The following is a 26519-nucleotide window of genomic DNA, read 5'->3' on the forward strand; positions in this document are numbered from 1 at the left end:
ATGCGGGACAAGCGAATCTCCCTGGAGGAGGCCGTTTCCGGCCTGCGCAGCGGGATGACCGTCGGCATCGGCGGCTGGGGGTCGCGGCGCAAGCCGCTGGCCTTCGTGCGTGCGATCCTGCGCACCGATGTCACCGATCTCACCGTGGTCACCTACGGCGGTGCGGATCTCGGCCTGCTGTGCTCGGCAGGGAAGGTCCGCAAGGCGTATTACGGCTTCGTGTCGCTGGATTCGGCGCCGTTCTACGATCCGTGGTTCGCCGCGGCCCGCACCGGCGGCCAGATCGTGGCGCGGGAGATGGACGAGGGCATGGTGAAGTGCGGGCTGCAGGCCGCCGCCGCCCGGCTGCCGTTCCTGCCGATTCGCGCCGGGCTCGGCTCCGATGTGCCGAACTTCTGGGACGGCGAACTGCGCACCGTGCGGTCGCCGTACCCGGATGCCGACGGCCGCACCGAAACCCTGGTCGCGATGCCCGCGCTGCATCTCGACGCCGCCTTCGTCCATCTGGATGTCGGCGACAAGCACGGCAATGCCGCCTACACCGGCGTCGACCCGTACATGGACAACCTGTTCTGCCTGGCCGCCGAGCGCCGCTACCTCTCGGTGGACCGCGTGGTCGACACCGAGGAGCTGGTGAAAACCGTTCCGCAGCAGGCGATCATCCTCAACCGCATGATGGTCGACGGGGTGGTCGAGGCGCCCGGCGGCGCGCACTTCACCTTCTCCGGCAGCTACGGCCGTGACGAGCGGTTCCAGCGCCACTACGTCGCGGCCGCCGCGACCCCGGAGTCGTGGGCCGAGTTCAAGGCCCGGTACCTGGACGTCACCGAGGCCGAATACCAGTCGGCCGTCCGCGCTTTCGCCGAGGAGCCGGCGTGATCGGTCAGGGCGCGGAGGCGGCAGCGAAGCGTAACCAGGTAGCGCCCCCGAGCGCGCCGGAAAGGACAACACAGTGAGCAGTGACACCACCACCGTCACCCGCGCCGAGGTGTGCGCGGTCGCCTGCGCCGAGATCTTCCGCGGCGCGGGCGAGATCATGGCCAGCCCGATGTCGCCGACGCCGACGATCGGCGCCCGGCTGGCCCGGCTGACCTTCGAACCGGATCTGCTGATCTCCGACGGCGAGGCGCTGTTCCTCGCCGAGACCCCCGCGCTGGGCGCGAAGGCCCCGATCGAGGGCTGGATCCCGTTCGGCAAGGTCTTCGATGTGGTCGCCTCCGGCCGCCGCCATGTGGTGATGGGCGCCAACCAGATCGACCGGCACGGCAACCAGAACCTCTCGGCCTTCGGCCCGTTGCAGCAGCCCACGCGCCAGATGTTCGGCGTGCGTGGCGCTCCCGGCAACACCGTCAACCACCCGACCAGCTACTTCGTGCCCCGGCACACCTCCCGGGTGTTCTGCGACCGGGTCGACATCGTCTCCGGAATCGGTTACGACAAGGTCGATCCCGAGAATCCGGCGTTCCGGTTCCACCATCTGCACCGGGTGATCAGCAATCTGGGCGTCTTCGATTTCGGCGGCCCCGGCCACACCCTGCGCGCCCTGTCCCTGCATCCGGGCGTGACCGCCGCGGACGTCGCCGCCGACACCGCCTTCGAGGTCGCCGATGTGGAGACCGCCGCACCCACCCGTCTGCCCACCGAGGAGGAACTGCATCTGATCCGAACGGTGCTGGACCCCAAGGGTTTGCGCGAGAAGGAGGTCTCGGCGTGACCCCCCGCCTGCGCACCGCTCTGACGGAGCTGGTGGGCATCGAGCACCCGATCGTGCAGACCGGTATGGGCTGGGTCGCCGGTCCCCGCCTGGTCGCCGCCACCGCCGACGCCGGCGGCCTGGGCATCCTGGCCTCGGCCACGATGACCTTCGCCGAACTCGAGGCCGCGATCACGAAGACCAAGGCACACACCGGAAAACCGTTCGGCGTCAACATCCGCGCCGACGCCGCCGACGCCGCCGAACGCATCGAACTGCTGATCCGCGAACAGGTGAAGGTGGCCTCCTTCGCCCTGGCCCCGAAGCAGGAGCTGATCGCCCGCCTGAAGGACGCCGGCGTCGTGGTGATCCCGTCGATCGGCGCCGCCAAACACGCGGTGAAGGTGGCCTCCTGGGGCGCCGACGCCGTGATCGTGCAGGGCGGCGAGGGCGGCGGCCACACCGGCCCGGTCGCCACCACCCTGCTGCTGCCCTCGGTGCTGGATGCCGTCGACATCCCCGTGGTCGCCGCGGGCGGCTTCTTCGACGGCCGCGGCCTGGCCGCCGCACTGTCCTACGGCGCCGCCGGCGTCGCGATGGGCACCCGCTTCCTGCTGACCCGCGAGAGCACCGTCCCCGACGCGATCAAACAGGAGTACCTGCGCCGCGGCCTCCAGGACACCGTGGTCTCCCGCAAGGTCGACGGCATGCCCCACCGCGTCCTGAACACCGAACTCGTTGCCCGCCTGGAACATTCCGGCAGCTGGCGCGGCCTGTCCGCCGCCGTCGGCAACGCCGCCCGCTTCAAGAGCATGTCCGGCATGACCTGGTCCGCCCTGATCCGCGACGGGCTGGCCATGCGAAAGACCAAGGACCTCACCTGGTCCCAGGTGATCATGGCCGCCAACACCCCCATGCTGCTGAAAGCCGGTCTGGTGGAGGGCAACACCGACGCCGGTGTGCTGGCCGCCGGCCAGGTCACCGGCATCATCGACGACCTCCCCACGGTCACCGACCTGATCGACCGCATCGTCACCGACGCCGTCACCCGCATCGACGCCCTCGCGGCCCTCCGCACCACCCAGCCCACCGGCTGACGGCGCCGGACAAGGACGCCGCCGGCCCGATCATCCGCATCGCCGGCAGCGCGGGGCCCTCCGCCGAATTCCGCGTCCACCGCGGCGGCGTCGCCATGCTCACGGCGATGCTCAGCCGCGAGTTCCTCGAGGACGCCCGGCGCGCCCACCGCGCCGGCACGCTGCCGACGGTCGCGGACCCGGCCGGCGCGCGGCACTGAACCGGCCGGTCGGCGAATCCGCCCGGGCGACAGGATATTCGCCGCGTCCGGCCGCCGAATTCAGTGCCGGTCGAGGTGGTGGCGGAGGAGAAGAGCGAGTTGGGTGCGAGCGTCGTCGAAGGGGCGGGTGGATTTCAGGGCGCGGCTCTGGACGATGGCGCCTTCGACCACCGAGAGGAGCAGCCCCGCTATGGCGCAGGCGGGGGCCTCGTCGATGCCGGCGGCCATCAGGCCGTCGGCGAGGCGGGCGGTCCATTCGGCGAAGGCGTGGCCGGCTACGGATTGAACCTCGGGGTCGAGTTCGTCGAGGGCGGCGGCCATCATGAAGGAGCCCTCGCGATAGTCGCTGACCTCCAGGGGGGTTCGCCAGAACGCGAAGAGTTGGTCGAGCCACTGTTCGGGGCTCCGGGCCGATTTCAGGGCGTCGGCAGTGGAACTCACGTGTGAGTAGACGACGCGGGCCACGATGCGGGCGGCCGCCTCGACCAGCTGGGATTTACCGGCCGGGAAGTGCTGGTACAGCGAATTGCGAGAGGCGTTGCTGCGCTTCAGTAATTCGTTGAGTCCGGCGGCGTGCACACCGTGCTCCTGCACCGTGGCGATGGTGTTCGTGAGCAATCGGGCCCGCGGGCCGGCCGTCGCCACGTCGCTGTCCTCCTCGGATTGAACCGTTTTCTTGATTGAACCGATCGTTCCATGCTAGATCTAGCGTGTGTGGACCGATCGGTTCACATGAGAGAGGACGTCATGCCCGCGCACATCGCCACCACCGCCCCGGTCGCCCACGCCGCGATTCTGGGCCTCGGGGTGTACCGGCCCCGCCGGATCGTTCCCAATGCCGACATCATCGATCGGATCGACTCCTCGGACGAGTGGATCCGCTCCCGGTCCGGAATCGCTTCCCGCCGTTGGGCGGAAGCCGACGAGACCATCGTCTCGATGAGCGTCGCCGCCGCGCGCGACGCGCTCACCGCCGCGCGCCTGGAGGCCGGCGCGGTCGATGCGGTGATCCTGGCCACCTCGTCGCAGATGGTGCTGGGCCCGTCGGCGGGCGCGGTGGTGGCCGACGCGCTGGGGATGCACGACACCGCCGCCTTCGACGTCTCGGCCGGCTGCGCCGGATTCTGTTACGCGCTGGCCAATGCGGCGAATCTGGTGCGCGCCGGGCAGGCCCGGCAGGTGCTGGTGATCGGGGTGGAACGGTTGTCGGATCTGCTCGATCGCGACGACCGCAGCTGCGCGTTCATCTTCGCCGACGGCGCCGGGGCGGCGGTGGTGGGCCGGTCCGAACAGGAGGGCATCGGCCCGGTGGCCTGGGGCTCGGACGGTAGCCAGACCTCGGCGATCAAGCAGGACAAGGACTTTCAGCAGTATTTCGCCGAGGTCGCGGCGATCGGCGACGCTGCGGTGCGGCCGTACATCCGGATGAACGGCACGGCGGTCTTCCGCTGGGCGGTCACCTTCCTGGAGAAGGCGTGCCGCGAGGCCCTGGACTTGGCCGGGGTCACCGTCGACCAGATCGACGCGTTCGTGCCGCACCAGGCCAACATTCGCATCACCGAGGCGCTGATCAAAACCCTGCGCCTGCCCGAGGGCGTCGCGATCGCCCGCGACATCGTGGAGACCGGAAACACCAGCGCCGCGTCGATTCCGATGGCGATGGAGGAACTGCTGCGCTCGGGCGCGGCCCGGCCCGGCGACACCGCGCTGCTGCTGGGGTTCGGCGCGGGACTGGCCTATGCCGGACAGGTCGTGACCCTGCCGGCCCTCGCGTGACCGACCCCGCCCGGCGACGATCACCGGGCGGGATCGGGTCTAGCGGCGCACCCGCAGCAGCACCCCGGAGGCCAGCGCCGCGACCAGCGACAGCGCGCAGATCCCGCCGAAGGCGACGTGGTAGCCGAACGCCACGGGATGCGCGGAATCGACTGCTCGGGACAGGATCACGGCCACGACGGCGACCCCGATCGCGCCACCGATACGTTGCAGGATGTTGACGAACGCCGCGGCATCGGGCATCTGGTCGTGCCGGACGGCGGCATAGGCGGTGGAGACCAGCGGCATGCTGGACAATGCGGTACCGACGCCGGCCATGAACAGAAGCACTTGCAGCAGAACGGCATTCGCGTCGGCCGGGAGCAAGGCCAGCGGCGCGACGGTCGCGGCTACCACGAGAGTGCCGCAGACGGCGACGATTCCGCCGCCGACCCGGTCGGTCAACCGGCCACCGAGCGGCAGCGCGACGATTCCGCCGCCGCCGTAGGCGAGCAGCAGCAACCCGGTGCGGATCAGGCCGTCGTGGTGCAGCACCTGGAAGTACAACGGCAGCAACACCATCAGACCGAACATCGCCGCACCGGCGAAGAAGCTCGCGGTGTTGGCGGCGGCGAAGACCGGGTCGCGGAACATCCGCACGTCCAGCAACGGCAACTCGCGGCGGGCGGAGCGGATCACGAAGCCCGCCAAGGCGACCAGACCGGCCGCGATCGGCAGCCACACCGTCAGCGGATTCGCGGCGTGCACACCGAGTTCGCCGAGTCCGTAGACCACGGCCGAGGCGCCGCCGCCGGCCAGGATCAGGCTCGCGAAATCCAGCCCGCCGCTGTGGGTTCCGGTGGCCCGCGGCAGCACTCGCAGGCCCAGCGCGCACGCCACCACACCGAACGGCAGGTTGATCAGGAACAGCCACTGCCAGCTCAGGTTCTGGAGCATCAGCCCGCCCACGGTGGGTCCGAGCGCGGGCGCGCTCACCACCGCGATGCCGACCACGGCCATCACCCGGCCGAGGTATTTCGGCCCGGCGGCCTGCCCGAGGATGGTCTGCCCGGCCGGCACGACCACACCGGCCGCCAGCCCCTGGAGCACCCGCAGGGTGATCAGCCAGCCGATACCGGGTGCCAGGGCGCACAGTCCGGAGGCGACGGTGAACGCGGCGATCGCGCACACCCAGACCCGCGCGGGCCCGAACCGGCGGGCCAGCCAGCCGCACATCGGTAGCGAAACGGCCAGCGCGAGCAGGTAACCGCTGGCCACCCACTGCACGGTGGCCAGCGTCGCGTGCAGGTCGGCGCCGATCGTATGCAGCCCGATATTCACCAGTGAGGTGTCGAGCATGCTCATCAGCGCGCCGAAGACGACCACACCGGCGATGCGCCAGACGTGCGGGGGAATCGAGTCGGAGGAGGGAACCGCGGTGGCCGAGCGCGTCTGCGTCATCGGACGACCCTTTCGCAAGATTGTTGGCTTACTCAATTGCGGAGGTTATCAACAATCTAGTGGGTCAGCAACAGCATTAGAATCGGCCCATGCCCGACGCATCCGAACTCCACCTGGAAGGGCTGCTGCGCTTCCCCTCCTACGCGTTCGGGAAGCTGCATCGCGCGGTACATCAGGGGGTCGGCTCGTCCCTGCGCGACCACTGGGTGCTGGTCTACCTGGAGGATCGCGCGGACCGGATCTCCCAGCAGGAGATCGCCGACGCCCTCGGCATCGACCGCAGCGAGGTGGTGCGCCTGGTCGACGGCCTGGAGCGGGCGGGCCTGGTGATCCGCCAGCGCGACACCGTCGACCGCCGCAAACACTGCCTGTCCATCACCGAGGCCGGCCGGGCGGCGCGCCTCCGGGTCGACGCGGAGATCGAGGCGACCAACGAGGTCGTCTTCGCCCGGCTCACCCCGGAGGAACGCGACACCCTGCACCGGTTGTCGCTGCTCGCCCTCGGCTACGACGAGCAGTACCGGCCACTGCCGCCGGTGCAGCCCTGACACCCGGCCGCAGCGCGGGTGGGGCCCGCAGCCTGATGCGTCAGCGCAGGGTGATCTGGATCCGGTTGTCGTGGTAGACGGCTCCGCCGCCGAAATCCGAATCCCGTTCGGCGATGGTGGCGTTCACGGTGGAGCCCTGGGAGAACTTCATCCAGCGGCCCTTGGTGGTGGCGGCCACGCCCGGCCGGACCCGGTCGGAGACCAGTGCCACGGCCTCGAAGGCGCCGCGCTCGTTGTACACCAGAATCTTTGCGCCGTCCGCGATTCCGCGCTCGGCGGCATCGGTGGGGTGGATGGTCACCTGTGGGTCGCCGGCTCGGCGGCGCAGCTCCGGATTGGTGCCGAAGCTGGAGTTGACGAAATAGTGCGAGGCGGCCGAGATCAGCACCAGACCGTCGCCGGTGTCGGCGGGCGGGATGTAGGTCGGCAGTGCGTCGTGGCCGGCGGCCGCGGCGCGGGCGGACACGAATTGCAGTTTGCCGGCGGGCACCGGTTGCGCCTCGACGCGCAGGAAGCCCTCGCGGCGCAGGCGTTCCAGGTCGTAGCCCTTCAGCAGCTGGCGGGCCAGATCCTCGTCGGAGTCGTAGAGCGCCGGTTCGGTCAGGCCCATGTGCCGGGCCAGGCGGCGGAAGGTCTCCGTGGTGGAGAGGCATTCGCCGGGCGGGTCCACCGCGGGTTCGTTCCAGGCCAGGTAGAGGTTGCCGTAGGCGGCGAGGACGTCCAGGTGTTCGGGCTGCATGGTGGCGGGCAGCAGGATGTCGGCGTAGTCGGCGGTGTCGGTCTGGAAATGCTCCAGCACCACGGTGAACAGGTCCTCGCGCGACAGCCCCCGGATCACCGTGGACTGGTCCGGATTGGAGGCCACCGGATTGGCGCCGATCACGAACAGCGCCTGCACCGGCGGATCCTTCGCCTCCAGCAAGCCCTCGGCCAGCCGGGTCATCGACAGGGTGCGCACCGGATGCGGCAGCAGATCGAAACGCACCAGCTCCGATTCGTTGAGCCGGTAGTGGCCGCTGGTCGAATAGTGCAGTCCACCACCGGGAATCGCCCAGTCGCCGGTCACGCCCGGCAGACAGGCCAAGGTGCGCAACGCCATTCCGCCCCCGGCGTGCCGTTGCATGCCCTGCGAGGCGCGGATCGCGGTGGGGCGGGTGCGGGCGATCCGCTCACCGAGCCCGACGATCTGCTCCACCGGCAGCCCGGTGATCTCGGCGACCCGCTCCGGGGTGTACTCGTCGAGCCGCTCGCGGAACTGTTCCCAGCCCTCGGTGTGCTCGGCGAGATACTCGCGATCCTCGGCGCCCAGCGACACGATCACGTGCATCAGGCCCATCGCCAGCGCGGCGTCGGTGCCGGGCAGCGGCGCCAGATGTTCGTCGCAGCGTTCGGCGCTGCGGCTGCGCACCGGGTCGATCGCGACCAGGTAGGCGCCGCTGTCCTGGATGAACTTCCACACGTGGTGCCCCGAGGTCAGCGGGTTGGAGCCCCACAGGATGATCAGCTTCGACTTCGGGAAGTCCTCCGGATCCATGCCGCCGGAGGTGCCCAGGGTGTATTTCAGCCCGAGCGAGCCGGAGATCGAGCAGATCGTCGGATTGTGCAGGGTGGCGCCGAGCACGTTGAAGAACCGGCGGCCGGAAAAGCCTTCCAGCCCTTGCAGATAGCCGAGGCTGCCGGTGCCGTGGAACGGCCAGATCGCCTCGCCGCCGTATTCGTCGATGATGCCGGTCAGGCGCGTGGAGATCTCGTCGAGGGCCTCGTCCCAGCTGATCCGCTCGAAGCGGCCCTCACCCTTGCGGCCGACCCGGCGCATCGGATAGCGGATCCGATCCGGCGAGTCGACCTGCTCGAGATACCGGTTCACCTTCACGCACAGTGCGCCACGGGTGACCGGGTGATGTTTGTTTCCCCGTAGTCCGACCGCTCTGCCGTCATCGGCGACGGTCACCACCCAGGAACAGGCGTCGGGGCAGTCGAGCGGACAAGCGCCCAGAACCTCCATTCACTGATGGTAAACGCCGGTCCGGTGTGCGTCGCGGCGACGGTTGAAGCGTCACCCTTACAGGCGCTCGATGATCGTCACGTTCGCGGTGCCGCCACCCTCGCAGATGGTGAGCAATCCGTAGCGGCCGCCGACGCGCTCCAGCTCGTGCAGCAGAGTCGCGAAAAGCTTTGCGCCCGTTGCCCCGAGCGGATGTCCGAGGGCGATGGCGCCGCCGTTGACATTGACCTTGTCCGGGTCGGCGCCGGTCTCCTTCAGCCACGCCAGCACCACCGGCGCGAACGCCTCGTTGATTTCGATCACATCGATGTCGTCGATGGTGAGACCGGTCTTCTCCAGTGCCCACTTGGTGGCCGGGATCGGGGCGGTGAGCATGTAGATCGGATCGGCGCCGCGCGCGCTGACGTGGTGGACGCGCGCCCGCGGGGTCAGGCCGTACTCCTGCACCGCCCAGTCCGAGGCCAGCAGGGTGGCACTGGCCCCGTCGGAGATCTGGCTGGCCACCGCCGCGGTCAGCCGGCTGCCCTCCGACAGCGGCGCCAGCGTGGCCATCTTCGCCAGGCTGGTCTCACGCGGACCCTGATCGATCCAGAAGTCGCCGACCGGCACGATCTCCCGGTCGAAGCGGCCCTCGGCGATGGCGGCGCGGGCCCGCTCGTGACTGCGCAGTGCCCAGTGCTCCATGTCCTCGCGGCTGATGTCCCACTTCTCGGCGATCAACTGGGCGCCGGCGAACTGCGACACCTCGCTGGTGCCGTAGCGGTGATCCCAGCCCTCGGCGCCCACGAACGGGGAGTCGAAGCCGTACTCCCTGCCGGCCAGCATGGCGGCCGAGATCGGGATGGCGCTCATGTTCTGCACGCCGCCGGCCACGATCACCTCGGCGGTGCCGCTCATGATGGCCTGCGCGCCGAAGTTGATCGCCTGCTGGCTGGACCCGCACTGCCGGTCGACGGTGACGCCGGGCACCTCCTCCGGATATCCGGCGGTGAGCCAGGCGGTGCGGCCGATATTGCCGGCCTGCGGCCCGATGTTGTCGACGCAACCGACGATCACGTCGTCGACCTGCACGGGATCGATCGAGTTGCGGCCCAGCAGCCCGCGCAGCGCCGCGGCGCCGAGATCGGCCGGATGCACTCCGGCCAGCGCGCCGCCGCGCTTGCCGACCGGCGTGCGCACGGCATCGATCACGTACGCCTCCCGGACGGGGGCGTACTGACGGCGGGTCGGTGCAGACATGAGAGCTCCTACTTGCTGTTTTCCGTTGCGCCGGAAGGTCGCCGGGCCGGGTCGGTCCCGTTCTCGGGATTGGTGAGCCCGTCGAGCACGATGGTCAGGTACTGCTTGGCGAGGGTGCCGACGGTGATCCGGCCGCCGGGGCGGTACCAGCGCACCGCCACCCACACGGTGTCGCGCAGGAAGCGCAGCGCCAGTTCGACATCCAGTTCGGGCCGGAAGCTGCCGTCGGCGACGCCCTGCTCCAGCATCCGGGACCAGATCGCACGGAATTCGGTGTTGTACTCGTCGATGTACGTGAAACGCGGTGTGCCGCTGAGTCGTTTCGCCTCGGCCTGATAGATCGCCACCGCGGCGTGCGAGCGGTCGAACGATTCGTACGACGCGATCACCAACGCCTCCAAGGTATCCCGCGCCGGCAGACCCGAGGCGACGATCTCCCGATAGCGGCCGAAGAGATCGTCGAGGAAGCCGCGCAGGATCTCGTCCACCATCGACTCCTTGGAATCGAAGTGATGATAGAGACTGCCGGATAGAATCCCGGCCGCGTCGGCGATGTCCCGGACCGTGGTGGCACGCAGCCCACGCTCGGCGAACAGCTCGGCCGCCAGGGCGAGCAGTTCGTTGCGACGTGCGGACTTGGAGGTGTCGGGTGCGGTCACATCGGCCATAATACAACCAAGCATTTGCTTGGTCCACGGGGTGGTGATCCGGCCCGTCACGCCGTTGCCGAGCCGGGAAATCAGCGATCGGAACCGGCCGTCCGGCGGGGCCCGGCGGCGACGGTGATCCACACGGCAGCGCCGGCGATTCAGCGCAGCGAGAAGCGTAACGGCGAGGCGACCGAGAGGTCCGCGAGCAGCCGATCGCAGATGACGACCGGGGAGATGCCCGCCCGGGCCATCCGAGCGACCAGCGCGAGCCGGCGCTCGCAGCTGTCCCACTCCACCGTCAGCGGGCCGCGGCCGGGCCCGGCATCCACGGTCGCCATGGCCCGCGGCGCGCCGTCCCCGCCCGGCACCTCGCTGATCTTCAGCACCATGCCGCGCTGCCAGGCGTTGTAGGCGTCCATATCCGCACCGGTGACCAGCTTGTCGGTGGCGGCGCACAGGCCCTCGGCGATGCCGTCGGCGAACGCCACCCCGTCCAGCCGGAACCGGCGGCAGCGCCGCACCACGTCGAGCAGATCGGCGCGCACCTCGCACAGCAGCGCGGTGCGCTGCCGGCGGCGGCGGGCGTCGTCGGTCTCGGGTGCGCAACGATGTCCGCTCAGGCCGATGCGCCGGGCCCGCTCACGATCGCGGGCCATATCGGTGCGCAGGGCGCCGCGCGGATCGCGGCCCACCTCGGACTCGTCGACGGCGTGCGCCGCCAGGATCTGCGCCGCCCGCGTGGCCGTCACCGCCGGCGACGGATGGTCGAGCAGCTCGGCGCCCAGTGTCAGGGCGGCCAGCACGACGCTGTCGAGCCGGCGCCGGGTCAGCACCACCTCGCGTACCAGCTCCAACTCCAGCTCTTCGTGGCGCTCGCCCGTGCCACCGTCGACAGTGTTGTCGTCGCTGCCCACGTTGTCCTTGTGACGACGGTCCAGACCCATGGGTCCCGGTCCCTTCGCAAATCGCCGAATCGGCCTCTCCCAGGATTGCACACCCGGGAGGGGTCGGCGCCACCCAATTTCGGTCGGGGGTTTCGCCGCGAAGGACCGGCCGGTCAGGCCCGCTGACTGGAGACCGAAACCACCTCTCCGGTCAGATACGAGGTGTAGTCGCTGGCCAGCATGGCGATCGTGGCCGCGACCTCCCACGGCTCGGCGGCCCGTCCGAAGGCCTCACCGGCCGCCAGCCGGTCCAGCAGCTCCGTGGTGGAGACCTTGTCCAGGAACGGATGCCTGGCGATACTCGGCGCCACCGCGTTGATCCGCACCCCCAGTCCGGCGGCCTCCACCGCACTGCACCGGGTCAGCGCCATCACCCCGGCCTTGGCGGCGGCGTAGTGCGCCTGCCCGTGCTGGGCCCGCCAGCCGAGCACGCTGGCGTTGTTGACGACGACGCCGCCGTGACCGGCCGTGCGGAAATAGTTCAGCACCGCGCGGGTACACCGGAAGGTGCCGTTGAGGGTGATGTCGAGGACCCGATCCCACTGCTCGTCGGTCATGTCGACCACGGGCGTCTCACCGCCGAGCCCGGCGTTGTTGACCATGATGTCGATGCGGCCCAGCGCCGCGGCGGCGTCCCGGATCAGCGCGTCGACCTGCTCGGTGCTGGTCACATCGCATACCACCGCCGCCACCCGGCGGTCCGGATGCGCCGCGCGCAACTCCTCCTCGGTCTGCTTCAGCCGCCGCTCGTGCCAGTCGGAGACGACCACATCGGCCCCCTCGTCGAGCAGCCGCTTCGCGGTGGCGGAGCCGATGCCGGTACCGGCGGCGGCGGTGATCACCGCGGTCCGCCCGGCGAGCAGGCCGTGGCCGGAGACCGGCGGCGGCGGAACGGAGAGGTCGGTCACGGGAGAGTCCTTCCGAGAGGAGTCGGGGGGAATGCTGGTGCGCCGCCGGTTCGCTTGCGGCTCAACGGGCTTCGCGAGGCAGGCCGAGCACCCGCTCGGAGATGATGTTGCGCTGCACCTCGTCCGAGCCGCCGTAGATGGTGTCGGCGCGGGTGAACAGGAACAGGCGCTGCCACTGGTCCAGCTCACCCGCGCTGTTCTGCGCCAGCAGGCCGGGCGCGCCGAGCACGTCCATGGCGAGTTCGCCCAGCCCGCGATGCCAGTCGGCCCACAGCAGCTTCGACACCGACGCCTGACCCGCGGCGGTGCGCGCGTCGACGGTCTCGTGCGCGGATTCCAGCGTGCGCAGCGCGTGCGCGCGCAGCACCCGCAGCCCCACCCAGGCCCGGTCCAGGCGCTCGGCGAGCAGCGGATCGTCGATGCGGCCGTCGGCCCGCGCCACCGCCTCCAGGTCGGCGAGTTCGCGGGCGAAGCGGATCTGCTGGCCGACGGTCGAGATACCGCGCTCGAAGGTCAAGGTGCCCATGGCCACTCGCCAGCCCTCGCCCGGCTCGCCGACCACCAGCCCGGCTTCGGTGCGCGCGTCGTCGAAGAACACCTCGTTGAATTCCGACGTGCCGGTGAGCTGCACGATCGGCCGCACCTGCACACCCGGCTGCTTCATCGGCACCAGCAGATACGAGAGTCCTTGGTGGCGCGTGGATCCCGGCTCGGTGCGGCAGACCGCGAAACACCAGTCGGCCACGTGCGCCAGCGAGGTCCAGATCTTCTGGCCGTTGATCACCCAGTGGTCACCGTCGCGCCGCGCGGCGGTGCTCACCGCGGCCAGATCCGAACCGGCGCCCGGCTCCGAGTAACCCTGGCACCACAGCTGGGTGACGGTCTTGATGCCCGGCAGGAAGCGCTGCTTCTGCTCCTCGGTGCCGAAGGCCAGCAGGGTCGGGCCGAGCAGTTCCTCACCCAGGTGCGACACCCGGGCGGGGGCGTCGGCCTTCGCGTACTCCTCGTGGAAGATCACCTGCTGCCGCAGCGTCGCCTCGCGGCCGCCGTACCGCTTCGGCCAGCCGAGGCAGGTCCAGCCCGCCGCGGCGAGGTGGCGGTCCCACTCCAGCCGCTCGTCGAACGCCTCGTGCTCGCTGCCGGGGCCACCGAGTCCGCGCAGCTCCCGGAACCGTCCTTCGAGGTTCTCGGCCAGCCACGCGCGGATCTCGGCGGCGAATCGCCGATCGTCACCGGCCTGCGCGGCCGCCGCGGCGGCGGAATCGGAAGTCTGGATCGCGCTCACTCCGGTAGAGTAACCTACCAAGCACTTGCTTTGTAGACCGATCGAGGACGACCGTGACAACCCCTCCGCAGACCACCCCCGGCGCGCTGCACGCGGCGGCACTCGCCTACGGCGACGCGGCCGCCGTCCGGGACGGCGATGTCGAACTGAGCTGGTCACAGCTGCTGGACGAGGTCCGGCAGGTGGCCGGCGCGCTGATCGCCCGCGGCGTCGACCGCGGCGACCGGATCGCCATCTGGGCGCCGAACACCTACCACTGGGTGATCGCCGCACTCGCCGCGCACTACACCGGTGCCGCGCTGGTGCCCTTGAACACCCGCTACGTCGCCGACGAGGCCGCCGACGTGCTGGAGCGGGTACACGCCACGGCACTGTTCATCGCGGGGCCGTTCCTCGGCCGCGACCGGCTGGCCGAATTGCGCGCCACCGCACCGAAACTCGATATCGAGACGGTGATCGTGATCCCGGTGGAGGGCACCGACACCACCGCGGCGGATCGGATCACCTGGTCACAACTGCCCGCACTGGCCACCGCGATCTCCCCGGAGCGGATCACCGAGCGTGGCGAATCCGTTGCACCCGAGGACATCTCGGACATCCTCTTCACCTCCGGCACCACCGGCCGCAGCAAGGGCACCCTGGTCGCGCAGCGGCAGGCGGTCGCGGTGTCCCGGGCCTGGGCCGACTGCGCCACCCTGAACAGCTCCGATCGCTATCTGGTGATCCCGCCGTTCTTCCACAACTTCGGCTACAAGGCCGCGATCCTCACCTGCCTGCTCACCGGCGCGACCATCGTGCCGCTGGCCACCTTCGACGTCCCCGCGGCCATGCGGCTGGTGCAGGAGCTGCGCATCACCGTGCTGACCGGGCCGCCGACGATCTACCAGACCCTGCTGGACCACCCCCGCCGCACCGAATTCGACCTGTCCAGCCTGCGGGTCGCGGTCACCGGCGCCTCGGTGGTGCCGGTGGTGCTGATCGAGAAGATGCGCGAGGTCCTGCGTTTCGACGTGGTGCTGACCGCGTACGGGCTGTCGGAATCGGCCGGCTTCGGCACCATGTGCCTGCCCGAGGACGACGCCGAGACCATCGCCACCACCTCCGGCCGGGCCATCGCCGACTTCGAGCTCCGCATCGCCGGCAACGGTGAGCTGCTGCTGCGCGGCCCCAATGTGATGCTCGGCTATCTCGACGACCCGGTGCACACCGCCGAGACCATCGATGCCGACGGCTGGCTGCACACCGGTGACGTGGGCGTGCTGGACGACCGCGGTTATCTGAAGATCACCGACCGGCTCAAGGACATGTACATCTCCGGCGGGTTCAACGTGTATCCGGCCGAGATCGAACAGAATCTGGCCCGGCTGGCCGGGGTCGCCGAATCCGCGGTGATCGGCGTGCCGGACGAGCGGATGGGCGAGGTCGGCAAGGCGTACGTGGTGCGCGCACCCGGCGCCGCCGTCACCGCCGAGGACGTGCTCGCCCACGCCGGTCGCACACTGGCCAATTTCAAGGTGCCGCGCTACGTCGAATTCCGCGATCAGCTGCCCTACAGCGCTGCCGGAAAGGTGCTCAAGCGGCAACTACGTGAGGAGAATTCGTGAGTTCGCAAGCGTCGGTCCCCGATGAGGGCGAGGTCGTCACCTACGAGAAGCGCGGGCCGGTGGCGATCGTCACGATGAATCGGCCGCAGTACCGCAACGCGCAGAACTCGGTGATGACCTACGCCCTCGACGCCGCCTTCGAGCGGGCCGTGCAGGACGCCGAGGTGAAGTCGATCGTGCTGGCGGGCAACGGGAAACACTTCTCCGCCGGGCACGACATCGGCGCTCCCGGCCGCGACCACCACGTGCGATACGACAACAAGGCCGCGCTCTGGTGGGACCACCTCGACCGGCCCGGCGGCGACCAGCGCTTCTCCCGCGAGCTCGAGGTGTATCTCGGCATGTGCCGGCGCTGGCGGGAGATCCCCAAGCCGACCATCGCGATGGTGCAGGGCGCCTGTATCGCCGGCGCGCTGATGCTGGCCTGGGTGTGTGATCTCATCGTGGCCTCCGAGGACGCCTTCTTCTCCGATCCCGTGGTGCGCATGGGCATTCCGGGTGTCGAATACTTCGCGCATCCCTGGGTGCTGGGGCCGCGGCGGGCCAAGGAGGTGCTGTACACCGGCGACCGCTTCAGTGCCGCACAGGCTTACGAGTGGGGCATGGTGAATCGCGTGGTGCCGCGTGCCGAGTTGGAGACGCAGACGCTGGCGCTGGCCGAGAAGATCTCCGACATGCCGCAATTCGGCCTGGCGCTGACCAAGAAGGCCGTCAACCAGTGCGAGGACCTGATGGGGCTGCGGGCGGGCATGGATTCGGTCTTCGGCCTGCATCATTTCGCGCACGCGCACAATGCCGAGGTCGGCGCGGATCCGCTGGGCGGCATGAACGCCAGATCCATGAAGGCCGCCGCGACCGAGTCGAGCCCGGCCGCCGAACCGAACGGGGCCCGGTGACCATGGATCTCGACTTCGATTCCACCGCCGAGGAATTCCGCGGCGAGGTGCGGGCGTTCTTGCGCGCCAATGTCCCCCCGGCACCGCTGCCCTCGATGGACACCCGCGCGGGCTTCGAGGCGCATCGCGCCTGGGAGCGCACGCTGGCCGAGGCCCGGCTGTCGGTGGTGGCCTGGCCGGCCGAATTCGGCGGCCGCGACGCCTCATTGCTCGAGTGGGTGCTGTTCGAGGAGGAGTACTACGCCGCCGGCGCGCCCGGCCGGGTGAGCCAGAACGGTATCTTCCTGCTCGCGCCCACCCTGTTCGAGCACGGCACCCCGGAGCAGTTGGCCCGCATCCTGCCGCGGATGGCCCGCGCCGACGACATCTGGGCGCAGGCGTGGTCCGAGCCGGAGGCCGGCAGCGATCTGGCCGGAATCCGGTCCACCGCGCGGCGCACCAACGGCGGCTGGATCCTCGACGGCCAGAAGACCTGGAGTTCCCGGGCGGCCTACGCGGACTGGGCCTTCGGCCTGTTCCGCAGCGATCCCGAAGCTGTCTCCGATGCGGCGGAGGCGGGGCCCTCCGTGGTGACGCAGGCTGCCGCCTCCGGGCCTGATCGCCCCCGCCGGGCACGTCACCGCGGCCTCACCTATGTGATGTTCCCGCTCACCGCCGACGGCGTGACGGTCCGCCCGATCCCGCAGCTCGACGGCGAGCCCGGATTCGCGGAACTGTTCCTGGACAGCGTGTTCGTGCCCGATCGGGATGTGATCGGCGAGCCGAACAACGGCTGGCAGGTGGCGATGGCCACCTCCAGCAACGAACGCGGCCTGTCGCTGCGCAGTCCGGGCCGGTTCACCGCGACCGCGCGCAAACTGATCGAGTTGTGGCGCGAGAGCACCGACGCCACCGACAGCGCGGCGCGAAATGCCGCGGTGGACGCCTGGATCGGCGCCGAGGCGTACCGGCTGAACACCTGGGGCACCGTGACCCGGCTGGCCGAGGGCGGCAAACTCGGCGCGGAATCCTCGGTGAACAAGGTGTTCTGGTCGGATCTGGACATCGCCATGCACGAGACCGCGCTGGATCTGCTGGGCGTGAACGCCGAACGCATCGGCCCGTGGACCGACGGCTACCTGTTCTCGCTGGCCGGGCCGATCTACGCCGGTACCAACGAGATCCAGCGCAACATCGTCGCCGAACGCCTGCTCGGGCTGCCGCGCTGACCGCCGCCCGATTTCTGAACGGACTCCCTCGATGAGATTCGCATTAGCTCCCGAACAACGGGATTTCGCCGGCAGCCTGCGCAAGATCTGCGAGACCGCGGGCACCCCGAATATCGTCCGGACCTGGAGCGGCGGTGATCACCGCGGCGGCCGCGGCCTGATCCGCCAGCTGGCGGGGGCGGGCGCGCTGGGCCTGGTGGTCGACGAGCGGTACGGCGGTTTCGGGGCCACGCCGGTGGATCTGGTGGTGGCGTTCATCGAACTCGGCCGGGCCGCGGCGCCCGGCCCGCTGGTGGAGACGGCGGCGGTGATTCCCGTACTGCTGCAAGCGCTTCCGGATCCGGGGCCGGCGCAGCGCTGGCTGCCCGCGCTGGCCGAGGGCACCGTGCTGGGCACGATCGCCCCGGCCACCGGCACCCCGGCGCTGGACGCCGACACGGCCGAGGTGGTGCTGACCGTCGACGGCGATCGGCTGTCGGCCGCGCATCGGGTCGGCCCGATCCGCTCGGTCGACGCCGCCCGCCGCCTGTTCTCGCTGGCCGCCGACGAGACGGTGGCCGAGGGCGAGGCGGTGCGGGCCGCGGCCGCCGCGGGCTTCGACGCGGGTGCGCTGGCCGTCGCGGCGCAGACGCTCGGCGCGGGCCGCGCGCTGCTGGACACCAGCGTGGCCTACGTGAAGCAACGGCGGCAGTTCGGCAAGCCGATCGGGCAGTATCAGGCGGTCAAACACCACCTGGCGAATGTGCTGATCGGGCTGGAAATGGCGGAGCCGCTGCTCTATCGGGCAGCGCTCACCGTGGCCGAGGACGGCGATCCGGCGATCCGGGCCCGGGACGTGTCGGCGGCCAAGGTGGCCTGCGCCGAGGCCGCGCATCGCGCCGCCCGCACCGCGTTGCAGGTGCACGGCGCCATCGGCTACACCGCCGAATTCGATCTGTCGCTGTGGCTGACGAAGGTGATGGCGTTGCGAACAGCGTGGGGCACAGCCGATTTCCATCGCGGCCGGGTCGCGGCGGCGCTGCGGGCGGAGCAGTCGTGAGCACCGTGGCCGAACGCCGGGAACTGGCCGATACGGTGCGCGCGGCCCTGGCCCGGCACGGCGATCGCGAGGCGCTGCGGCGCGCGATCGACGGCGGCGCCGGTTACGACGAACGCCTGTGGCGACTGCTGTGCGAGCAGGTCGGCGTGGCGGCGCTGGCCGTGCCCGAGGAGTACGGCGGCATCGGCGCGGGCCTGGCCGAGGCGCTGATCGTGGTGGAGGAACTGGGCCGCACCCTGCACGCGCCGCCGATGCTCGGTTCGGCGGTGCTCGGCGCGCAGGCCCTGCTGCTGTCCGGCGACGCCGAGGCGTGCGCCCGGCTGCTGCCGGAGGTCGCCGAGGGGGCCCGCACCCTCGCGGTGTGCTGGGCGGGACCGGACGGCTGGGACGGCTTCGGGGTCCGCGCCGAGGACGGAAAGCTCAGCGGCACCGCGCATTACGTACTCGACGGTGGCGCCGCCGCGACGCTGATCGTGCTCACCACCACCGGGCTGTACGAAATCGACGCCACCGCACCGGAAGTCACCCGCACGCCGACCGCCGCGATGGACGTCACCCGGCGGCTGTCCGAGGTCACCTTCGCGGCGGCTCCCGCCCGCGCCCTGGCCGGCGACGCCACGGCGGTGGCGGCCCGGCTGCGCGACATCGCCTGGGCCGCACTGGCCGCCGAGCAGGTGGGCGCGGCCGACCGGTGCCTGGCGGCGACCGTCGAGTACACCGGATCCCGGGTGCAGTTCGGCCGCCCGATCGGCAGCTTCCAGGCGCTGAAGCATCGGATGGCGGACATGTACGTGCTGGTGGAGTCCGCGCGTTCGGTGGCCTGGTCCGCCATCGCGGCGCTGGACGATACCGCCGCGGACGACGCGGCGCTCGAGGTCGCGGCCGCGCGGATCCACTGCACCCGGTCCTTCCAGGCGGTGGCCGGGGAGATGATCCAGTTGCACGGCGGCATCGCCATCACCTGGGAGCACGACGCGCACCTCTACTTCAAGCGTGCGCACGCCGACGCCCACCTGTTCGGCGCCCCGGCCCGGCCCCTGGCCCGACCGGCCTGATCCGGAACCTCCGACCGCCCGCACGGCCCGCCGTGGGGGCGGTTTTTCGTGGCATCCGCCGGATTGCCCCTGGACAGTGACCCAGCTCACCAGAAAAATAGTTAGGGAAACTATGTAAATAGATAGTTAGTGTAGGTAAAGTAATCCGGGTGCAGCCGAACCAGGCGGAGGGATCCGCTCCCACCGCCGAGGCCCAGAGCCATCTGGTCGACATCGCAGTCACCCTCGGCCGACTGGTCCGCGTGGTCCGATCACTCGAGGAACTGCCGCCCGCGACCTTGCGGGCGCTGTCGATGCTGGACGAGCGGCGAGCGCTGCGGATCAGCGAATTCGCCCGTCTCGACGGCTGTTCCCAGCCGACGGCAACGGCGCTGATCGGCCGGCTGGCAGCCGAGGGCCTCGTCAGCCGCACCAAGGATCCCGGCGACTCCAGAGCCGTGGTCGTCGAGTTGACCCCGGCGGGACGCGACTGCCTGAACGCGTCCCGCCGTGCGGTCGGCACCACCCTGGCAGCCCGGCTGCCCTCCTTCGGCACCGATCGGCTGGCCCGGCTGCGCGCCGAGCTGACCGAACTGCTCGGGGAACTGAAAAACACTGCGCCATAACGTCGTCAACCCCAGGAACGTTCACACCAGGAACCGATGATGAGTACAACCCTGTCTCCCGCCGCCGATGCTGCGGTGCGCCCGAAATCCACCCAGCCCAAAGCCGTCTGGGCGGTCGCCTTCGCCTCGGTGATCGCCTTCATGGGCATCGGACTGGTCGACCCGATCCTCAAACCGATCGGCGAGCAACTGCACGCCTCGCCCTCCCAGGTGACACTGCTGTTCACCAGCTACATGCTGGTCACCGGCGTGGCCATGCTGATCACCGGCGTGGTCTCCAGCCGGTTCGGGGCGAAGCGGACACTGCTGTCCGGCCTGGCGATCATCGTGGTGTTCGCGGCGCTGGCGGGCAGTTCCGGCAGTGTGGGCGAGATCGTCGGCTTCCGGGCCGGCTGGGGGCTGGGCAACGCGCTGTTCATCGCGACCGCGCTGGCCACCATCGTGGGCTCGGCCACCGGCGGCGTGGCGCGGGCCATCATCCTGTACGAGGCGGCGCTGGGCATCGGCATCGCGGCGGGCCCGCTGGTCGGCGGCTTCCTCGGCGGAATCAGCTGGCGCGCACCGTTCTTCGGCGTCTCGGTGCTGATGGCGGTGGCCTTCATCGCACTGATCGTGCTGCTGCCCGAAGCGCCGAAGCCCACTCACCACACCTCGATCATCGCGCCGTTCAAGGCGCTGCGCTTCCGGGGCCTGCTGCTGGTCAGCATCACCGCGCTGCTCTACAACTACGGCTTCTTCACGCTGCTGGCCTACACCCCGTTCCCGCTGAACATGGGCACCTACGCCATCGGCTTCATCTTCTTCGGCTGGGGCCTGCTGCTGGCGATCGCCTCGGTGTGGTTCGCGCCGCGCCTGCAACGCCGCTTCGGCACCGTGCCGACGATCGCGACCGCGCTCGCGCTGTTCGCCGCCGACCTGGCCGTGATGGCGATCGGCGCGCACGACAAGCCTGTGCTCGTCGTGGGCACCGTGCTGGCCGGGCTGTTCCTCGGCGTCAACAACACGCTGATCACCGAGGCCGTGATGACCTCCGCGCCGGTGGAACGCTCCACCGCCTCGGCCGCCTACAGCTTCGTCCGCTTCGTCGGCGGCGCCGCGGCGCCCTATCTGGCCGGCAAGCTCGGCGAGCACGCCACGGCGCTGCCGTTCTGGGTCGGCGCCGCCTGTACCGCGGTCGGCGTCGTGGTCTTCCTCGGCGGCCGCTCCGCACTGCACACCACCACCGACCACCACCACGATCCGGCGCCGCACAGCGTCGAGGAGGCCCAGGCGATCACCCTCGCCGACGACTGATTCCCGGTGGTACGGGGCCCGGCACGATCTGCCGGGCCCCGTCTCGTTCCGATCCCGTCATCTCGCGGTCGCCGCCGGTGTCACCGGTCGCGAGTACCTTCGGGGGGTATGACCGATACGAATCGTGGACGGATCCGTACCGAACCCGGTCATCGCCGGGTCCGCGCGTATGTCGAGGGCCGGCTGGTGGTCGACACCATCCGGCCGCTGCTGGTCTGGGAGGGGCCGCACTACCCCGCCTACTACTTCCCGATCGACGATGTGCACGCCCGGCTGGAGCCCAGCGGCGCGAGCAAGCACTCGCCCAGCCGCGGCGAGGGCGTCGTGCACCATGTGGTCGTGGACGGCATCACCAGAGCCGATGCCGCACTGCGCTATCCGGAGTCGCCGATTCCCGAGCTGCGGGAAGTGGTTCGGCTGGACTGGAATTCGATGGACGACTGGTTCGAGGAGGACGAGCCCGTCTACACCCACCCGCGCGACCCGTACCACCGCATCGACATCCTGGCCAGTTCCCGGCAGGTGCGGGTGGAGATCGCGGGTCAGGTGGTCGCCGAGTCGCGGTCGCCGCGCATCCTCTTCGAAACCGGTTTGCCGCCACGGTATTACCTGCCGCTCACCGATGTCCGGACCGATCTGCTGACCCCGTCGCCGACCCGTACCGGCTGCCCGTACAAGGGCACCGCCGAGTACTACACGGTGCGGGTGGACGGCGTCGAGCATCCGGATCTGGTGTGGCTGTACCGGACGCCGCTGCCGGAGAGCCAGAAGATCGCCGGGCTCGCCTGTTTCTACAACGAGAAGGTCGACCTGTACATCGACGACGTGCGGCAGGACCGGCCGAAGACGCAGTTCAGTTGAGCGCCGGCGGTGCGAGCAGTTCGGCCACCAGCCGCGGCAGGGCGGTCCCGATCCGCTCGCGGATCACCTCGGTGGCGTAGGGGTCGTACGGGGTCGGTTCGGCGTTGACGACGATCAGGTCGGCGCCGTTCCCGGCCGCGACCGCGCACATCGAGGCGGCCGGTTCCACCTGCAACGAGGTGCCGATCGCGAGGAAGATCGTGCTGCGGGCCGCGATCCGCTCCGCTGTCTGCACCGAATCCGCGTCCATCGCCCGGCCGAACATGATCGTCGCGGATTTCAGGATGCCGTCGCAGTGCGGGCAGGGCGGATCGGGCTCACCGGCGGCGACCCGATCCAGGGTGGCGGCCATGGTCGCGGTGTAGTCGCAGTCGACGCACACCACCTCGAACATGTTGCCGTGGATCTCCACCACCCGATCCGCGGGTGTCCCGGCGCGCTGGTGCAGGCGGTCGATGTTCTGGGTGACGATCGAGACGTCCCGGGTCTCGCCGAGCCGCACCAGCGCGCGATGCGCGTCGTTGGGCTCGGCCTGCCAGGCGGGATTGTCCCGGCGGGCCAGCCAGGAGCGCTGCCGCAGTTCGGGATCGGCCAGGTAGCTGCCGTAGGTGGACAGCAGTTCCGCAATGGGATCCTTGGTCCACACCCCGCGCGGGCCACGGAAATCCGGAATGCCGGAATCGGTGGAGATCCCCGCCCCGGTGAGCACGCCGATCGGTCCGGGCCGCTGCCGCCACTGCGTCATGATCACCAGGGTACGACCGAGCATCCGGCGAGGGCCACGGCGGCGATTGCTACGCTCAGCGGATGTCGAGCCAGCCGCGGGTGACCAGGCGCCGCGCCGAAACCCGGCAGCGCCTGCTGGACGCGGCCTTCGACGCTTTCGCCGACGAGGGTTTCGGGCGCTGTACGGTCGAGCAGATCTGCGAGCGTGCGGGTTTCACCCGCGGTGCTTTCTACTCCAATTTCACCTCCCTGGAGGAACTGTTCCTGGCCATGTGGGAACAGCGCTCCGAGCTGTTGCTGCAAGAGGTCACGGCGGTGCTCGCCGACGACGCGGTCGAGGCCATGACCGATCTGCGCACCGGCGTGGAGCTGGTGCTGCGCGCGGTTCCGGTGGACGACCAGTGGTTCCGCATCACCTTCGAATTCACCGCGCACGCCCTGCGCAATCCGGCGCTGCGCCGGGTGGTGGCGGCCCGCGAGGACGCGATCGTGGCCGCGCTGCTGCCGGTGGTGGAGAAGCTGCTGGCCCGGGTCGGCCGGCTCGTCACCGACCCGGTGGCGCTGGGCCGCGCCCTGGTCGCCGTGCACGACGGTACCGCGGCGCAATGCCTGCTGGAGCCCTACGACGTGACCGCATGGGACCGCCGGGTCGACCTGTTCACCCTGGTGGTGCTGGCTTACAGCGACGAGACGCGATGAGCGGTAGGCGGTTCGGCGGCCTCGGCGAAGCAGGGTTGCATATCGTCGACGAGGGTGCCCCGGCCGCGAAACCCCTTGTGCTGCTGCACGGTTTCGGCGGGTCACTGCACTGGTACGCGCGGGTGGCGCCACTGCTGGCCGGCCGCTTCCGGGTGATCCGGCCGGATCTGCGCGGCCACGGCGGCACCGGCGGCCATCACGATCTCGACGCCCCGGCGCAGGGCCGCGCGATCGCCGCGCTGCTGGATGCGCTGGAGCTGGACGACGTCACCGTGGCCGGGCATTCGTTCGGCGCGGATGTCGCGCTCGCGGCCGCCGGCCAGTCGGGCCGGGTGCGCTGGATCGTGCTGATCGATCAGGCGCCGGACTACCGCGACGCCCGCTTCCCGGTCGGCAACGGCCTGCTCGCCGCGCCGGGGCTCGGTCCGCTGCTGCACCGGGCGGCGCTGCCGCCGTTCGTGCGACTGGGCCTGCGTTACGGTGCCGCACCGGGTTTCGACCTCCGCACCGCCTTCGACGATCCGGATCAGGGTGTCCGGGACTATCGCGCGATGAGCCCGCACATGCCCCGCGTCGTCCTCGTGGACCGGCGCCGGCGGCTCGCGGTCAACCCGCTGGATGCCCAGTTGCGCGCGCTGGGCCTGCCCACCCTGGTGCTGCACGGCAGCCACGACCGTTTCTACGACTGCGCCACCACCGCGGCCCGGTACCGTGCCACCGGTGCCAGGGTCGAAATCATCGACGGCGCGGGGCATTCCCCGAATATCGAGCGCCCGGCGGCGGTCGCCGACCTGATCGCCGGCTTCCTCGGTCGCTGAGCGCGGATATCGCGGGCCACCTACGCTCGTGGCCCGCAGGGATGCCACGATGTGCGGACTGTGCGCGTCCCGGGCGGGACGAGATGCCGGCGTGGCCACGAATTCGGGTGCGGCTGTGCGGCTTTTCGCAGAAAAGGGTGCGGCTGTGTGCAAGGGGTGCGAGGCAGCCGAGGACATTGCACGGATCCGGCGCGCTACGGGACGATCTTCGTAAGCGCGACGGAGTGGAGCAAGACATGGATGAGCGGCCCGAATTGGCGACAGTGCTGGATATGCAACCGCATCCGGAGGGCGGCTGGTATCGCGAAACCTGGCGTAGTCCAGTGGAATTCACACCTTCCGGGTACGACGGCACGCGCACGGCCGCCACCGCGATCCACTTCCTGTTGCTGCCGGGGGAACAGTCCGCACCCCATACGGTCCGCTCGGACGAATTGTGGATGTGGCAGCGCGGCGGGCCGCTGCTGCTGAACATCGAAGGCGAGGAGATCCTGCTCGGACCCGATGTGGAGCACGGGCAGCTGTTGCAGGCCGTGGTCCCGGGTGGGGTCAGCCAGGCGGCTCGCCCCGCCGGTGACGAGTACGTGCTGGTCAGCTGCGTGGTCTCGCCGGGCTTCGATTTCGCGGACTTCCGGCTGGATTGACCGGCCCGCCAGCGGATGCGTCCGGGCCAGCTAGTGAGACGTACGGACAAAAAGTAGAGATTCGAGGCCATTCATAGTCTTTCGAATCCTCCTTACTGTTGCTGTTGTTCGATCCGGCGACGTGCCGGACGACGAGGACGAAGGAGCTTACGATGCGTGCGGTGATCCAGAAGACCTTCGGCGGGCCCGAGGTGCTGGAGCTGGTCGAGGTCGACAAGCCGGCATTGCTGTCCGGTGAGGTGCTGGTCCGGGTCCACGCCAGTGGAATCAATCCGGTCGATGTGGCGGTGCGGTCCGGGGCCTTCCCGATGCTCGGGCAGCCTCCGTTCATTCTCGGCTGGGACATCTCCGGAGTGGTCGAGGCGACCGGTCCCGGGGCGCGGTACGAGATCGGCGAGGAGGTGTACGGCCTGCCGTTCTTCCCTCGGGCCGCCGGCGGCTACGCGGAGTACGTGGCCGCACCGTCGCGGCAGTTCGCCCGGAAACCGCAGTCGCTGAGCCATGCCGAGGCCGCCGCACTGCCTCTCGCCGCTTTGACGGCCTGGCAAGGGCTGGTGGACCGGGTGAATGTCGGCCCCGGCGACCGGGTGCTGATCCATCGCGCCGCCGGTGGGGTGGGCCACCTGGCGGTGCAGATCGCCAAGGCGCGCGGGGCCTACGTCATCGCGCTGGCCAGTGCGGGTAAGCACGAATTCGTGCGGAGCCTGGGCGCGGACGAGGTGATCGACTACCGCACCACCGATTACACCGAGGTGGTCTCCGATGTCGACATCGTCCTCGACTCGGTCGCCGACGGCGAACGCGCGCTGCGCGTGCTGAAGCCGGGCGGCGTACTCGTCAGCGTCCTCGAACACACGAATCAGGAACTGGCGGTGACGATTCGCGCGGCGGGCCGCCGGTTCGTCGGAATCTCGGTCGAACCGGACTACGCGGCATTGGAGGCCATCGCGGACCTGGCCGACACCGGCCGCTTGCACCCCACCGTCGCCGCGACCCTCCCGCTGGCCGACGCCGGTAAAGCCCACGAACTGGTCGCCGCGGGCGACACCATCGGCAAGGTCGTCCTGACGGTCGACTGACACCGCGGCCACGCCAGGTCAGGGGTTCGGCGAGCGCCGAACCACCGGGCCTGCCGACAGGGCGACCGGCCGCACCGCCGACCGCACCGGCAGACAGCCGCCGACCACCGCGGCCACCGGCTGCCGCTACGGCACTCGACGGGCAGCGCCGGCAACAGCAAGTGGGCGGCCGACCAGATCAATCGACCGGCATCGTCACCACCACAC

At 70.2% G+C, this 26519-nt stretch carries 26 protein-coding genes; 17 read left to right on the forward strand and 9 right to left on the reverse strand.

Annotation, left to right across the window (positions count from 1 at the left end; genetic code table 11):
- From LBW94_RS13925 to LBW94_RS13935, 3 genes are all read left to right on the forward strand, one after another.
- Complete coding sequence (locus LBW94_RS13925; RefSeq protein ID WP_225054006.1) at positions 1-879, forward strand: CoA transferase subunit A; 879 nt, start codon at positions 1-3, stop codon at positions 877-879.
- Positions 880-952: 73 nt separating this feature from the next.
- Entirely contained in the window at positions 953-1714 is a 762-nt protein-coding gene (locus LBW94_RS13930) for a CoA-transferase (protein WP_225054005.1), read from the forward strand.
- Positions 1711-2790 (forward strand): NAD(P)H-dependent flavin oxidoreductase, encoded by a 1080-nt coding sequence (locus LBW94_RS13935; protein WP_225054003.1) that lies wholly within the window; start codon positions 1711-1713, stop codon positions 2788-2790. Before LBW94_RS13930 ends, LBW94_RS13935 begins: the two co-directional genes overlap by 4 nt.
- Positions 2791-3050: 260 nt before the next feature.
- Here the strand turns inward: LBW94_RS13935 and LBW94_RS13940 are convergent, their stop codons facing one another.
- Entirely contained in the window at positions 3051-3635 is a 585-nt protein-coding gene (locus LBW94_RS13940; protein WP_225054002.1) for a TetR/AcrR family transcriptional regulator, read from the reverse strand.
- Between the two features lie 102 nt (positions 3636-3737).
- Between LBW94_RS13940 and LBW94_RS13945 the strand changes: the two genes are divergently transcribed.
- Positions 3738-4766 (forward strand): beta-ketoacyl-ACP synthase III, encoded by a 1029-nt coding sequence (locus tag LBW94_RS13945; RefSeq protein ID WP_225054427.1) that lies wholly within the window; start codon positions 3738-3740, stop codon positions 4764-4766.
- A 39-nt stretch (positions 4767-4805) separates the two neighbouring features.
- On the opposite strand, the gene LBW94_RS13950 is transcribed toward LBW94_RS13945, so the two are convergent.
- A complete protein-coding gene (locus LBW94_RS13950) occupies positions 4806-6206 on the reverse strand; it encodes an MDR family MFS transporter (RefSeq protein ID WP_225054000.1) in 1401 nt (466 codons plus the stop codon).
- A gap of 89 nt (positions 6207-6295) precedes the next feature.
- Here LBW94_RS13950 and LBW94_RS13955 point away from each other — a divergent pair, with 89 nt between their 5' ends.
- Entirely contained in the window at positions 6296-6754 is a 459-nt protein-coding gene (locus tag LBW94_RS13955; RefSeq protein ID WP_225053999.1) for a MarR family winged helix-turn-helix transcriptional regulator, read from the forward strand.
- A 40-nt stretch (positions 6755-6794) separates the two neighbouring features.
- Here LBW94_RS13955 and LBW94_RS13960 read toward each other — a convergent pair whose 3' ends face one another.
- The 6 genes from LBW94_RS13960 to LBW94_RS13985 all read right to left on the reverse strand — a co-directional run bounded on the left by LBW94_RS13960 (position 6795) and on the right by LBW94_RS13985 (position 13785).
- On the reverse strand, positions 6795-8759 hold the full coding sequence (locus tag LBW94_RS13960; RefSeq protein WP_225053997.1) for a molybdopterin-containing oxidoreductase family protein: 1965 nt from the start codon (positions 8757-8759) through the stop codon (positions 6795-6797).
- 57 nt (positions 8760-8816) lie between these two features.
- Entirely contained in the window at positions 8817-9998 is a 1182-nt protein-coding gene (locus LBW94_RS13965) for an acetyl-CoA C-acetyltransferase (RefSeq protein ID WP_225053996.1), read from the reverse strand.
- An 8-nt stretch (positions 9999-10006) separates the two neighbouring features.
- Positions 10007-10666: a TetR/AcrR family transcriptional regulator gene (locus LBW94_RS13970; RefSeq protein ID WP_225054425.1), complete on the reverse strand. Its 660-nt coding sequence runs from the start codon at positions 10664-10666 to the stop codon at positions 10007-10009.
- A 140-nt stretch (positions 10667-10806) separates the two neighbouring features.
- Positions 10807-11592: a hypothetical protein gene (locus tag LBW94_RS13975; protein WP_225053995.1), complete on the reverse strand. Its 786-nt coding sequence runs from the start codon at positions 11590-11592 to the stop codon at positions 10807-10809.
- A 113-nt stretch (positions 11593-11705) separates the two neighbouring features.
- Entirely contained in the window at positions 11706-12500 is a 795-nt protein-coding gene (locus LBW94_RS13980) for an SDR family oxidoreductase (protein ID WP_225053993.1), read from the reverse strand.
- Between the two features lie 61 nt (positions 12501-12561).
- A complete protein-coding gene (locus LBW94_RS13985; RefSeq protein WP_225053991.1) occupies positions 12562-13785 on the reverse strand; it encodes an acyl-CoA dehydrogenase family protein in 1224 nt (407 codons plus the stop codon).
- Between the two features lie 53 nt (positions 13786-13838).
- Here LBW94_RS13985 and LBW94_RS13990 point away from each other — a divergent pair, with 53 nt between their 5' ends.
- From LBW94_RS13990 to LBW94_RS14025, 8 genes are all read left to right on the forward strand, one after another.
- A complete protein-coding gene (locus tag LBW94_RS13990) occupies positions 13839-15389 on the forward strand; it encodes a FadD3 family acyl-CoA ligase (protein ID WP_225053990.1) in 1551 nt (516 codons plus the stop codon).
- Entirely contained in the window at positions 15386-16285 is a 900-nt protein-coding gene (locus tag LBW94_RS13995; RefSeq protein ID WP_225053988.1) for an enoyl-CoA hydratase, read from the forward strand. Before LBW94_RS13990 ends, LBW94_RS13995 begins: the two co-directional genes overlap by 4 nt.
- Before the next feature lie 2 nt (positions 16286-16287).
- Positions 16288-17493 (forward strand): acyl-CoA dehydrogenase family protein, encoded by a 1206-nt coding sequence (locus LBW94_RS14000; RefSeq protein WP_225054422.1) that lies wholly within the window; start codon positions 16288-16290, stop codon positions 17491-17493.
- A 31-nt stretch (positions 17494-17524) separates the two neighbouring features.
- Positions 17525-18532, forward strand: coding sequence for an acyl-CoA dehydrogenase family protein (locus LBW94_RS14005; RefSeq protein WP_225053987.1), 1008 nt, complete (start codon positions 17525-17527; stop codon positions 18530-18532).
- Positions 18529-19587 (forward strand): acyl-CoA dehydrogenase family protein, encoded by a 1059-nt coding sequence (locus tag LBW94_RS14010; protein WP_225053985.1) that lies wholly within the window; start codon positions 18529-18531, stop codon positions 19585-19587. Before LBW94_RS14005 ends, LBW94_RS14010 begins: the two co-directional genes overlap by 4 nt.
- Positions 19588-19736: 149 nt before the next feature.
- The gene (locus LBW94_RS14015; RefSeq protein ID WP_225053984.1) at positions 19737-20192 is read left to right on the forward strand and encodes a MarR family winged helix-turn-helix transcriptional regulator; all 456 of its coding nucleotides are present in this window, start codon (positions 19737-19739) and stop codon (positions 20190-20192) included.
- A gap of 39 nt (positions 20193-20231) precedes the next feature.
- Positions 20232-21485, forward strand: a complete 1254-nt coding sequence (locus LBW94_RS14020) for an MFS transporter (protein ID WP_225053982.1) — start codon at positions 20232-20234, stop codon at positions 21483-21485.
- Positions 21486-21593: 108 nt separating this feature from the next.
- Positions 21594-22346: a DUF427 domain-containing protein gene (locus LBW94_RS14025; protein ID WP_225053981.1), complete on the forward strand. Its 753-nt coding sequence runs from the start codon at positions 21594-21596 to the stop codon at positions 22344-22346.
- Here the strand turns inward: LBW94_RS14025 and LBW94_RS14030 are convergent.
- On the reverse strand, positions 22339-23091 hold the full coding sequence (locus tag LBW94_RS14030; protein WP_225053979.1) for an SIR2 family NAD-dependent protein deacylase: 753 nt from the start codon (positions 23089-23091) through the stop codon (positions 22339-22341). The two genes, LBW94_RS14025 and LBW94_RS14030, sit on opposite strands and share 8 nt — an antisense overlap.
- 62 nt (positions 23092-23153) lie before the next feature.
- On the opposite strand from LBW94_RS14030, the gene LBW94_RS14035 reads away from it, so the two are divergent.
- From LBW94_RS14035 to LBW94_RS14050, 4 genes are all read left to right on the forward strand, one after another.
- Entirely contained in the window at positions 23154-23771 is a 618-nt protein-coding gene (locus tag LBW94_RS14035; RefSeq protein WP_225053978.1) for a TetR/AcrR family transcriptional regulator, read from the forward strand.
- Positions 23768-24589, forward strand: a complete 822-nt coding sequence (locus LBW94_RS14040) for an alpha/beta fold hydrolase (RefSeq protein WP_225053976.1) — start codon at positions 23768-23770, stop codon at positions 24587-24589. Before LBW94_RS14035 ends, LBW94_RS14040 begins: the two co-directional genes overlap by 4 nt.
- 236 nt (positions 24590-24825) lie before the next feature.
- On the forward strand, positions 24826-25233 hold the full coding sequence (locus LBW94_RS14045) for a cupin domain-containing protein (RefSeq protein ID WP_225053974.1): 408 nt from the start codon (positions 24826-24828) through the stop codon (positions 25231-25233).
- Between the two features lie 152 nt (positions 25234-25385).
- Complete coding sequence (locus LBW94_RS14050) at positions 25386-26312, forward strand: NADP-dependent oxidoreductase (RefSeq protein ID WP_225053973.1); 927 nt, start codon at positions 25386-25388, stop codon at positions 26310-26312.
- The last annotated feature ends 207 nt before the right edge of the window (positions 26313-26519 follow it).

The sequence above is a fragment of the Nocardia sp. alder85J genome, from assembly GCF_020176955.2.
Taxonomy (GTDB): domain Bacteria; phylum Actinomycetota; class Actinomycetes; order Mycobacteriales; family Mycobacteriaceae; genus Nocardia.

What these genes read in the sequence shown, in the direction of transcription:
- LBW94_RS13975 (WP_225053995.1), bottom strand. Translation starts at nt 11,592, where the DNA reads ATGGGTCTGGACCGTCGTCACAAGGACAACGTGGGCAGCGACGACAAC.
- LBW94_RS14025 (WP_225053981.1), top strand. Translation starts at nt 21,594, where the DNA reads ATGACCGATACGAATCGTGGACGGATCCGTACCGAACCCGGTCATCGC.
- LBW94_RS13960 (WP_225053997.1), bottom strand. Translation starts at nt 8,759, where the DNA reads ATGGAGGTTCTGGGCGCTTGTCCGCTCGACTGCCCCGACGCCTGTTCC.
- LBW94_RS14040 (WP_225053976.1), top strand. Translation starts at nt 23,768, where the DNA reads ATGAGCGGTAGGCGGTTCGGCGGCCTCGGCGAAGCAGGGTTGCATATC.
- LBW94_RS13945 (WP_225054427.1), top strand. Translation starts at nt 3,738, where the DNA reads ATGCCCGCGCACATCGCCACCACCGCCCCGGTCGCCCACGCCGCGATT.
- LBW94_RS14005 (WP_225053987.1), top strand. Translation starts at nt 17,525, where the DNA reads ATGAGATTCGCATTAGCTCCCGAACAACGGGATTTCGCCGGCAGCCTG.
- LBW94_RS13950 (WP_225054000.1), bottom strand. Translation starts at nt 6,206, where the DNA reads ATGACGCAGACGCGCTCGGCCACCGCGGTTCCCTCCTCCGACTCGATT.
- LBW94_RS14035 (WP_225053978.1), top strand. Translation starts at nt 23,154, where the DNA reads ATGTCGAGCCAGCCGCGGGTGACCAGGCGCCGCGCCGAAACCCGGCAG.
- LBW94_RS14000 (WP_225054422.1), top strand. Translation starts at nt 16,288, where the DNA reads ATGGATCTCGACTTCGATTCCACCGCCGAGGAATTCCGCGGCGAGGTG.
- LBW94_RS14050 (WP_225053973.1), top strand. Translation starts at nt 25,386, where the DNA reads ATGCGTGCGGTGATCCAGAAGACCTTCGGCGGGCCCGAGGTGCTGGAG.
- LBW94_RS14020 (WP_225053982.1), top strand. Translation starts at nt 20,232, where the DNA reads ATGAGTACAACCCTGTCTCCCGCCGCCGATGCTGCGGTGCGCCCGAAA.
- LBW94_RS14030 (WP_225053979.1), bottom strand. Translation starts at nt 23,091, where the DNA reads ATGACGCAGTGGCGGCAGCGGCCCGGACCGATCGGCGTGCTCACCGGG.
- LBW94_RS13955 (WP_225053999.1), top strand. Translation starts at nt 6,296, where the DNA reads ATGCCCGACGCATCCGAACTCCACCTGGAAGGGCTGCTGCGCTTCCCC.
- LBW94_RS14045 (WP_225053974.1), top strand. Translation starts at nt 24,826, where the DNA reads ATGGATGAGCGGCCCGAATTGGCGACAGTGCTGGATATGCAACCGCAT.
- LBW94_RS13925 (WP_225054006.1), top strand. Translation starts at nt 1, where the DNA reads ATGCGGGACAAGCGAATCTCCCTGGAGGAGGCCGTTTCCGGCCTGCGC.
- LBW94_RS13965 (WP_225053996.1), bottom strand. Translation starts at nt 9,998, where the DNA reads ATGTCTGCACCGACCCGCCGTCAGTACGCCCCCGTCCGGGAGGCGTAC.
- LBW94_RS13970 (WP_225054425.1), bottom strand. Translation starts at nt 10,666, where the DNA reads ATGGCCGATGTGACCGCACCCGACACCTCCAAGTCCGCACGTCGCAAC.